Annotated in this window: 12 protein-coding genes; 10 read left to right on the top strand and 2 right to left on the bottom strand. The window is 47.5% G+C overall.

Translation table 11 applies throughout. The features are described 5' to 3' along the window. The first annotated feature begins 30 nt into the window (after positions 1-30). Together rplM and rpsI are read left to right on the top strand one after the other, a co-directional pair. Positions 31-468, top strand: a complete 438-nt coding sequence (gene rplM / locus NSQ73_RS01360; RefSeq protein WP_042140128.1) for a 50S ribosomal protein L13 — start codon at positions 31-33, stop codon at positions 466-468. Positions 469-488: 20 nt separating this feature from the next. Beyond that, positions 489-881 (top strand): 30S ribosomal protein S9, encoded by a 393-nt coding sequence (rpsI, locus tag NSQ73_RS01365; RefSeq protein WP_042140127.1) that lies wholly within the window; start codon positions 489-491, stop codon positions 879-881. A gap of 155 nt (positions 882-1,036) precedes the next feature. Here rpsI and NSQ73_RS01370 read toward each other — a convergent pair whose 3' ends face one another. Both NSQ73_RS01370 and NSQ73_RS01375 read right to left on the bottom strand, forming a co-directional pair. After that, positions 1,037-1,933, bottom strand: coding sequence for an ImmA/IrrE family metallo-endopeptidase (locus tag NSQ73_RS01370; protein ID WP_340985163.1), 897 nt, complete (start codon positions 1,931-1,933; stop codon positions 1,037-1,039). Between the two features lie 85 nt (positions 1,934-2,018). Continuing rightward, positions 2,019-2,417 (bottom strand): helix-turn-helix domain-containing protein, encoded by a 399-nt coding sequence (locus tag NSQ73_RS01375; protein ID WP_052429720.1) that lies wholly within the window; start codon positions 2,415-2,417, stop codon positions 2,019-2,021. Between the two features lie 201 nt (positions 2,418-2,618). Between NSQ73_RS01375 and NSQ73_RS01380 the strand changes: the two genes are divergently transcribed. The 8 genes from NSQ73_RS01380 (at position 2,619) to NSQ73_RS01415 (ending at position 9,674) form a co-directional block, all read left to right on the top strand. Further along, complete coding sequence (locus tag NSQ73_RS01380) at positions 2,619-3,140, top strand: sigma factor-like helix-turn-helix DNA-binding protein (protein ID WP_246354595.1); 522 nt, start codon at positions 2,619-2,621, stop codon at positions 3,138-3,140. Positions 3,141-3,316: 176 nt separating this feature from the next. Then, entirely contained in the window at positions 3,317-3,739 is a 423-nt protein-coding gene (locus NSQ73_RS01385) for a hypothetical protein (RefSeq protein ID WP_340985164.1), read from the top strand. Next, complete coding sequence (locus NSQ73_RS01390) at positions 3,736-4,020, top strand: hypothetical protein (RefSeq protein WP_340985165.1); 285 nt, start codon at positions 3,736-3,738, stop codon at positions 4,018-4,020. Before NSQ73_RS01385 ends, NSQ73_RS01390 begins: the two co-directional genes overlap by 4 nt. 3 nt (positions 4,021-4,023) lie before the next feature. Then, a complete protein-coding gene (locus NSQ73_RS01395) occupies positions 4,024-5,469 on the top strand; it encodes a phage tail sheath family protein (protein WP_340985166.1) in 1,446 nt (481 codons plus the stop codon). 13 nt (positions 5,470-5,482) lie between these two features. Then, the gene (locus NSQ73_RS01400) at positions 5,483-6,001 is read left to right on the top strand and encodes a phage major tail tube protein (RefSeq protein ID WP_042217884.1); all 519 of its coding nucleotides are present in this window, start codon (positions 5,483-5,485) and stop codon (positions 5,999-6,001) included. Positions 6,002-6,013: 12 nt separating this feature from the next. Continuing rightward, the gene (locus NSQ73_RS01405; RefSeq protein ID WP_042217882.1) at positions 6,014-6,334 is read left to right on the top strand and encodes a phage tail assembly protein; all 321 of its coding nucleotides are present in this window, start codon (positions 6,014-6,016) and stop codon (positions 6,332-6,334) included. A 149-nt stretch (positions 6,335-6,483) separates the two neighbouring features. After that, positions 6,484-9,477 carry a phage tail tape measure protein gene (locus NSQ73_RS01410; RefSeq protein ID WP_340985167.1) on the top strand — a complete coding sequence of 998 codons (2,994 nt, stop codon included), beginning with the start codon at positions 6,484-6,486 and terminating at the stop codon, positions 9,475-9,477. Further along, entirely contained in the window at positions 9,474-9,674 is a 201-nt protein-coding gene (locus tag NSQ73_RS01415; RefSeq protein ID WP_340985168.1) for a tail protein X, read from the top strand. The genes NSQ73_RS01410 and NSQ73_RS01415 overlap by 4 nt, the downstream gene beginning before the upstream one ends. Positions 9,675-9,678: the final 4 nt, after the last annotated feature.

Here is a 9,678-nt window from a genome sequence, read left to right on the forward strand (position 1 = left end):
TTTTCGTACGAGAACAAGGAGGAAACATTCATGCGTACCACCTATATGGCGAAGCCGAACGAAGTTGAACGCAATTGGCACATCATTGATGCCGAAGGCAAAACACTTGGCCGTTTGGCAAGCGAAGCCGCTGCTCTAATCCGTGGCAAACACAAACCGCAATTCACTCCACATGTTGATACTGGAGATTTCGTAATTGTTATCAACGCTGAGAAGATTCACCTGACAGGTAAGAAAATGCAAAACAAGAAATACTACCGTCACTCGATGCACCCAGGTGGTTTGAAAGTCACTGTTGCTGAAGACCTGATCAAAACCAAACCTGAGCGTATGATTGAATTCGCAGTTCACGGCATGATTCCTAAGACTCGTCAAGGGGATCACATGAAACTGAGACTCAAAGTATATGCAGGCGCTGAACATCCACATGCAGCACAAAAACCTGAAGTTTACGAACTTCGCGGATAAGAATAGAGGAGGACAGTTTCATGGCACAAGTACAATACTATGGGACAGGTCGTCGTAAACATTCGGTAGCACGTGTTCGCCTTGTACCGGGTGAAGGACGCATTGTCATTAACAAACGCGAGATGGACGAATATTTCGGTGTGGAAACACTGAAGATGATCGTAAGACAACCTTTGAACCTGACTGAAACTCTGGGCAACTACGATGTAATCGTTCTTGCACATGGTGGCGGCATTTCCGGTCAAGCTGGCGCAATCCGTCACGGGATCTCCCGTGCATTGCTCAAAGTAGACCCTGAATATCGCGGTGCGCTGAAGAAAGCCGGCTTCCTGACTCGTGACCCACGTATGAAGGAACGTAAGAAATACGGCCTCAAAGCCGCTCGTCGTGCTCCACAGTTCTCGAAACGTTAATATCAATTTCCTTGATAACAAGGAACTCAAGCTCCTGGCCTTTATGGCCGGGAGCTTTTTTACGCATACGGACGCATTGAGTTGCCGGTGGATATAAATAAGCCCATGCTATTATGCACGAGCTTGCTTTTGCAGTTATAACTGGCCGAAATCCTTCACAGGAACCTTCTTACCGTACTTTGATCCGCTTCAAGAATCTGCTCAATATCCCTCATCTGCAATACAAAGTTCCTTTTTGTGAATCCATGCCGATACACAAGCTGATGAATTTGTAAGGTAAGCTGTCCATCAAAACAGATCAGGTCACCTCTTGATGCAGACTCAAGTTCAAGATTCTTCAATGCATCTATCTCTATTTCCTCAAACCTGTCCTCTATGGGTATAACCCATTCATGCTGAGTGGATAATGTTGTGTGATCAAGACAGACAATAAGCTGATCCGGACCATCCAATGTGCTATGGGGATCGTAATAAGCGAAGATCACAGGTTCCTCCAAAACATGCGGGGGTTCCGAATCCCTTTGAATAAGAGAAGCAGAATTATATTCTTCACTCCTTCTAGGCAACATCTCTCCCTCATACTCACGGCGTAAAATTTGATCGAAGCGAATTTTAGCCATATCCCTGGATACCCCAAAAACTTTTGAGATTTGCTGAATGGTGATATTGTAATCTCCTGATAAGCTACAGGACTGAATCATGAAAAAGGGCATGGTGGCATAAAGAACAAACTTCTCAGCATCCTCCTCCTGTGCTTTGATAAAAGGAACGGGCAGTGTCATTTGGTTGCCGGCGTGCCTCAGCATGTGACATAACTCATGCAGAAAATCGAACCGTTGCTTCATTGGGGTAGTCCGGTTGTCCAATAGTACAAAGCGCATACCCGATAAGGATTCATAAGCCCGGCTCTGGACAGGCGCATAATCAATATGGATATCCAACTCAGTCGAAAGCCTCTGTATAGTGATGTCTTCCGGCTGAAGAATAGAATGGGTTAAGTAGAGCTTTTCTACGAAATGCTCCAGATGTGTTTTTTTATAATGAATAAACATAAAAAACCTCCGAAATAAGAATATATGTTCGTATATATAGATATGAGGAATCAGCCGTTGGCTGATACCACGATTATTCCTGCTTTTAGTTGTCGTCTGATGAGTCTGATTTTTTCTTTTCGAGATCTTTAATAAATTGCCAAAAGGTCAACATTTCCCGTTTACGTTCATCCGGGGCGTCCAGGTAATCCTTGAAAAACAGTCCATGCTCAGGATTATTTAGGAATGCCTCAAATTCGGACAGTTCCGAAAGCAGTGGAGCAGCCTCTTCTTTACTTGATCCGAATGCCAAACGATCCATTTCTTCGGTAGTAATGCCTAAAGCACGACAAACTTTAAGAACATTATCCACAGAAGCCCCTCCTACCCCCCGCATTAAGATTGACCTAAGCGTAGTATAAGGAATTCCTGCCTTTTCTGAAAAAGCCTTCGTGTTCAGGCCTGTTTCCTCGATCAGCCTCTTTAAGACCTCAGCCCGTTGCACATGTAGTCCTCCTCAAAATCATCAGTATATACGCTACTTCGTATTATTAAGTTCATTGTAGAAGGTTTATAGGCAAATGTAAATATGCATTTTCGTACTTTCAAGGTATAAAGCTTGACTAAATGCGAAATTGAGTATAACATGATTTAAAAATACGAAATTGAGTATATTTCAATCAACATGGGCGAAAGGGGAATTGACATGGAGTGTGTAGAGCAGGAGGATCTGGAATTTATATATTCTGATTTTGTGCAAAAACTGCTTCCAGAATATCAAATTTCATTAAAAGGTGTAGAACAACTTTACAGAAGTGCGGAGGCGGATGACAAAAAGGTAATCGCCGGAATGGTCAGTGACTGCGAATATGTGATTGAGTGGCTGAGCAGTGGACGGCGGCCGGGCAACAAGCGCGGAATCGAACGGCGTGCGGGTTATGAGCGGGAAATTCTTTTGGAACCTATTCTTATGCAAAACTTCACCTGCCGCTTCAATGCGGTCCCTTCAGAAGGGTTAACAGAGGATCAACGTTTTCAATTGGAATATGTACTGGGACTGTTGAGCAGGAGGGAGAAGGAGTGTTATATGCTGGCTAACGGTGAGGGGTTCTCGCATGTGGCTATCGCTGGTATGCTCCAGATTTCGGCTGGCAGTGTAAGTGAATATATTCAGCGGGCGCAAAAAAAGATTAGCTCCGTTATAGATGAGTATATGTCCCTCATTTAAAGAGGCTTTAAATAAAAAAGATTTGGTTTGTCTAGTGAAAGCCCCCAATAAATAGAAAGACAAATAACGGCAATCATCCAGCTGATGCCGGAAGGGGAGGTGGCTGCGAAGATGGTGAAGCGTTTGGAGGCGCTCCGTGGATTTGGGAAAGAGTTCTAGGAGCAAGGAGGGGTACAGTGACAATTACTTTATTAATTATGGCGATCCAAAAGTTTCTGAAAGAACAATTGGCAGATGACATGCGGCCCGTACCACCCGTCCTGCTGGGATATTTGCCGCAGAGTAATGCCGGGAACCCGGGATATCCGGTAATTAAGATTAGGCCGGCCGAAGGAGAAGGTGATTCTGGTCAAGGGCAAATTCAAATTAAACTACAGTTTGGGGCCCAGTCAGAAGATGACACAGGACTCATTGATATGCTTAATCTGATGGAGCGGGTACGCATCCTGCTTTTGCGCAAGAGAGTGCTTGAACAACAATTCGTCATGGACGCCAGCTGGAAGATGAAACTTAACGAGGAGCACCCTGCAGCAGACTGGGGAGGCGAACTTACAACAACCTGGGTATTGCCCCAAATTAGACCGGAGGTAAAACTATGAACTTCATTAAAAATAAAGATAATCTCCAAAATGAGCAGGAGCCGGCACAGGACCCGCCGCAAATCTATCTAGGTCCAAACCTGCGTGGAGGGCGGCTTCTGCAATCCACCGTTTTTAGGGAGGGTATTCCAACCTATTTATTGCCGCTGCTGGAGGAACAGCCGGATGTGGCTGAACTGATTATACCGTTAGAAGAAATAACGGCTGTGCAGGAACGTATTGTTCACGCCGGAACAGCTGAATATGCAGTCTATCAAAGGCTTTTAGGGAAGGGGAATTAATATATGGCTTTTAAACATGGTGTAACTATTATTGAACAATCGACTTCTGTTCTGGCTCCAACTAAGGCAACGAGCGGTATTCCTTTTGCGGTGGGGACGGCTCCGGTTCATCTGGCTGGGGCGGCTGTGCCGGTGAATACTCCGGTACTTGTATATAGTTACGCGGAAGCGGTGGCTGCCTTCGGGTACAGTGAGGACTGGTCAAAATATACACTGAGCGAATTAATTTATTCGCATTTTGCATTGTACGAAAAAGCTCCTATGATTCTGGTCAACGTGCTTGATCCGGCTACACACAAGACAACGGTTGCCCCTACAGCGGCTGCTGTAACTGACCGGGTTGCCATCCTGCAGGCAGAAGGGGTGCTGCTGTCCACACTCCTGGTCAAATCTTCAGACGGTACATCAACCTACGTATCCGGCAAGGATTATACGGCAGCATTTGATGAGAACGGTCATGTGATGATCACAACAAAGCCGTCTGGTGCTATCGCGGCCAATGTTAATCAACTGTCCGTAGGTTATGACAAGCTGAATCCGGAAGCTGTAGAGGCTGAGGATATCATTGGGGGCGTGACCTCATCCGGTGAATATACCGGTTTTGAACTGGTCCATCAAGCCTACCCGCGTTTTGGCATTCTTCCGGATCTGCTGCTGGCTCCCGGCTGGTCACATCTGTCTGCAGTCGCCGCGGTGATGAAGGCAAAGGCCGGAAATATCAACGGGAATTTCAAGGCGATGGCGCTGACGGATATTGATCCGTCCCAGTCCTATACAGATGCTGGCACATGGAAAGCAGACAACAGCTACACTGCTCCTCTTCAAATTGCCGCTTACCCGATGCTGACTCTAGGGGATAAGAAATATCATTTCTCTACACAGCTCGCAGGACTTATCGCCGCGACAGATGCCAATAATGGCGGTGTTCCTTTTGTATCGCCGTCTAACAAATCTTTGCAGGCGGATGGGACTGTGCTGTCCGATGGGACAAGCCAGTTCCTGGGCATTGACCAGGCAAGCTTCCTTAACAGCGCAGGAATTGTAACGGCACTTAATCTTGGAACGAGCGGCTGGAAGAGCTGGGGGAATCATACTGCTGCCTACCCTGGTGCCGCTGATCCCAAAGACAGCTTTATTCCGGTTCGCCGCATGTTTAACTGGATCGGCAACAGTCTGATTCTGACCTACATGCAAAAGGTGGATGATCCGATGAACAAGCGGCTGGTTGCCGCAGTCACGGATTCGGTGAATATTTGGCTGAACGGTCTGACGGCATCCGGAGCTCTGCTGGGCGGACGGGTAGACTTCAATGAGTCCGAGAATCCAGTGGCAGATCTGATGGCCGGCAAGGTTACCTTCCATCTGCATATCACACCGCCGGGACCGGCACAGGAGATTTCATTCCTGCTTGAATACGACACAACATACTTAGCTGCGCTGGTAGCGTAAAAGGAGGAGCAATATGCCTAAAAGATCAGAAAGAGTTATTGATTATTCGGTGTACTTGAATGCAGTGGATTACTTGGGTACGGCAACCGCCACCTTGCCGGAAATTACCTACCTGGTGGATACAATTAAAGGCGGCGGAATCGCCGGAGAAATGGCGGCGCCTTCTCCCGGACATACGGGCGCGATGAGTCTGGCCCTTAAATGGCGTACCATTGAAAAGGCAGCGGCATCGCTTCTGGCACCGAAGATCCATACGCTGGATCTCCGGGCTTCGATCCAAACCTTTGACACGGCAACAAGTGAATACCGTGAGGTACCTTTTAAGGTGACCGTCCGTGCAAGACCGCTTGGCTTAACGCTGGGGAATCTGGAGACCGCCGCAGTGATGGATACCACCAACAACTTCTCAGTGAATTATTTGAAGGTGACACTGGATGGCGTTCAGGTGCTAGAAATTGATAAATATAACTACATTCACAAAGTTTATGATGTAGATTACCTTGCTGCAACCAAAGAAAATCTTAGTCTATAAGGAGCGTGCACGATGGGGACAAAGAATATAGAGGAGGCTGGCGCGGAAGTCTATACTTTCGCCCGGCCTGTAACATTTGAAGGCGATACTTTTGAGAGCTTGAGTATTGATTTCGACAAGCTGACAGGTGAGGACATTCTGATCTGTGACCGGCAGTATCAGGTGGAATCGGCGCGTCAATCCAGCGGGGAATTGATTAAGGAGACCAATAAAGCCTATCAGGCTTATATTGTAGCAAAGGCTGCAGGTGTCCACGTTGGGCTGATCAGAGCACTTTCAGCTAAGGATTTTACTAAACTGACCTTGCGGGCACAAAGTTTTTTGCTGCTGTAGGCTGTGGAGACGGCGATGGGATTAAAGACATCGCCGTCTCTTTGGCCATGCTTACCCATACTCCGATCCCTTATTTTCTCGCCTTGCCTTTGGAGGAACTGGGGGAGTGGGTAGAGAGGGTGTCCAGGATTAAGGGAAGGAGGTAAGTTATGGCAGGGACAGGCAATGCAAGCAGCAGTATAAATGAGATTATTCTTCAGCTGAATTTATTGGTGACTCCTGCTTTCCGCAGCTCTGTCGGCGAAGCGGAACAGCATATTCAGGATTTGGACCGGGTTCTGCGTGAAATGGTCAGCAGGGGGTATTTCGATGTACTGCGCAGAGAGGCTGAACAGGCGGATGACAGTATTGAGGAGGTAGGCGACAAGGCCGGAAAGCTCGGTGACAAGCTTAAAGATGCAGTCAAAGAAGTGGACTTCTCCATGCTGCAAAAAGCCGTTGAACCTCTGAAGGCGGTATGGGCGGCTGTAAATGATTCATCCGGGGCGATGGCGCAGCTTCAGGCTGCAACCGGGTTGACCGTCAAAGAAATGAGTGGAATGAAAGATATCTCTGATAACCTGTACAGTCAGAATTATGGTGAGAACTATGAAGATATCGGAGACGCCGTAGGAACAGTGAAACAAGTCCTGCAGCAAACAGGAGAAGAGCTGGAAAAGACAACGCAGACGGCCATGACGTACCGCGATGTTTTTAAGGGAGATATAGCTGGTTCTGTACAAGCAGTTGACGCTATGATGCGCAAATTCGGTATCTCCTCGGAACAAGCCTACAATCTGATGGCTCAAGGCGCGCAGAAGGGGCTCAATACATCCGGCGGACTTTTGAGTGCAATAGGGAAATACAGCGATGATTTTCAGAAGATGGGTTATTCTGCCGACGAGATGTTTGAATTATTAAGTGCAGGCATGGACAATGGAGCGGACTCGCTTGATGGTGTTGCCGACATTATGAAAAAATTCGGATCAAACGTTAAAGAAGGCTCGGATACTGCAAAGGCCGCCATCTACGAGCTGTTTGCTCCTAAGCAGCTGGATCAATTCAGCACCGCGCTTGTAAGTGGCGGGACGAAGTCAAAGGAATTTGCCGATTTGGTAAAGGCCGCCGGACAAAAGGGTGCCCTTGCACTGGTTGGAGACTTGAAGGCGGGAGGCGATTCGGCCAACAAGGCTATGCTTCAACTGCAAAAGACGCTGGGCAGCGGCGATACCCTCTTTAAAGGGTTGGCTGACGGATCGATTACCAGTAAGGATGCCATGAATCAGGTTATTGTGAAACTGAAGGCCATCAAGGATCCGGTTCATCAAGCAGCGCTTGCCGGTACCCTGTTCGGCTCTCAATTTGAGGAAATAGGGAACAAGGCAGTGCTGGCGCTTGGCCAAACCCGTAATCAGTTTGATATGACCAGGCAGACCATGGAGGAAGTAGCGGCGATAAAAGATAATACGCTCTCCGAGCAGTTTGCGGCAATGGGACGGGAGCTGATGGCAAGTCTTGTAGTTCCCTTAGGAGAAAACTTGATGCCCGCGCTTCAGGGCTTAACCGGCTGGGTTTCAGACAATAAAGAGCCGCTGATGGTAATCGGTCTTGCGGTTCCTGCTGCGATGCTGGCTACAAAAACAGTGAAGATTGTCCAGGAATTCTCCAAGATTATCACGGCGGCCAGAGGAGCCAGCGGAGCAGCTGGAGGAATTGCCGGGGCGCTCGGTATGCTAACCAATCCTGTGGGGCTAGCTGTAGCAGGTTTGGGATTGGTTACAGCAGGAGTCATAGCCTTCAGAAAGCATCAGGAGGATGCGCGCCTGGATCTTTTGAATATGGGGGATGCGCTGGATGAATCCTATTCCAATTATGCAGGAATTGAGGAGACGACAACCAAAACCCAGGGTCTAATTACCGAGTATGACCGGTTGACAGGGAAGCTTAAGGACGCAAAAACTCCCGCTGCTGAATTGGCAGAAGCCAGAAGAAAGCAAAAGCTTGTGGAACAAGAGCTAATTGACATGAATCCAAATATTTTGTCTGCAGAAGGCTCTAAGAATGATAAATTCCGCGACCAGATGGGGCTTGTCGGTGATATTGCCAAGTCCCGAGAGGAAATGGGCAAACGCGAATTGGAGCACGATGCACTTTCGGCACAGGCGAAACTGCCTGATTTGGAGGATAAATATTCAAAGTTGACCCAGGACCTCAAGGATCAAAGTGCCTCCTACGAGGAGAACAAGGTAAAGTATAAAGACTACGTACAGCTTATGGCGGAATACACAAAAATAGATCTAAGTGATTTAAATGGGGATCAGAGAGCTGAACAATTTTCTGCTTTTAGGAAAAAAGCGAGTCAAGTCACTGGGAAAGACTATACAAATCCTACAGGCTTGTTGGATTTTGGAAGTGATTTTAGAAAGCTAGAGAAATCCTTTGATAAAGATAATAACAAAATCAAGAAAACTCAAAGTGAAATGACCGAAGCTGAAAACAGCTTTACTTCCTACTACAACGCTCAAAAAAAATTGATTGAGCTTGATCTCGGCGGTACCTTGCAAGAGCAAGCCGCAAAGAACAAGGATATGTCCGCAGCTGAACAAGCGCAATTCGATCAAGCCATGACTGATATGATAAACCTTAACGCTGAGGTGGATAAACTACCTGCCGATAAGAGGGTAAATGTTCAGCTCCTATGGCAGCAAACTGGACAGATTCCGAACTTCAAGCTCACGGGGGAGGAATGGGGAGAGGTTCAAGGGACGATCAAATCGAAAGGGAAGCCTGATTCGCTTACTACAGCTGGCCGAAAGGCGATTTATTGGGCACAGCATGATCCGGATTTTGAGGGATACGCGGAAGGCGGAATCGCATATGTTCCATCTATATTTGGTGAAGCCGGTCCCGAAATGGCCATTCCATTAAACCAGAAGCCCCGGTCCCGATCTTTATTGGAAAAGGCAAATGATTTGATGGGCTACAATAACAATTCCGGTAACAATGGAGATATTCATGTAACATGGGCACCAAGTATCACCCTCCAGGGCGGAGATAAATCTGTGGTCGAACAGCTGCGTGAGGCCTTGAAACAAACGGAGGACGGTTTTGAACGCCGCTTCAAGGCCATGCTCCAGCAGCAGAGGCGGGTGAGCTTCCAATGATCTATAGAACCGTGCAAGGAGATATGTGGGATGGAATTGCTTTTAATCTATATGGAGATGCCCGCTTCATGACCCTGCTCTTGAATGCTAACCCGGCGCACGCTGCGGTCTGTGTGTTTTCCAGCAATATTGTGCTGAATGTACCGGAGTTGCCGGCTGACACCTCCAGCTCATTACCTCCATGGAGAAGGGGGTGAGCCG

This window comes from Paenibacillus sp. FSL R10-2736, from assembly GCF_038000245.1.
GTDB classification, from domain to species: domain Bacteria; phylum Bacillota; class Bacilli; order Paenibacillales; family Paenibacillaceae; genus Paenibacillus_AQ; species Paenibacillus_AQ phytohabitans.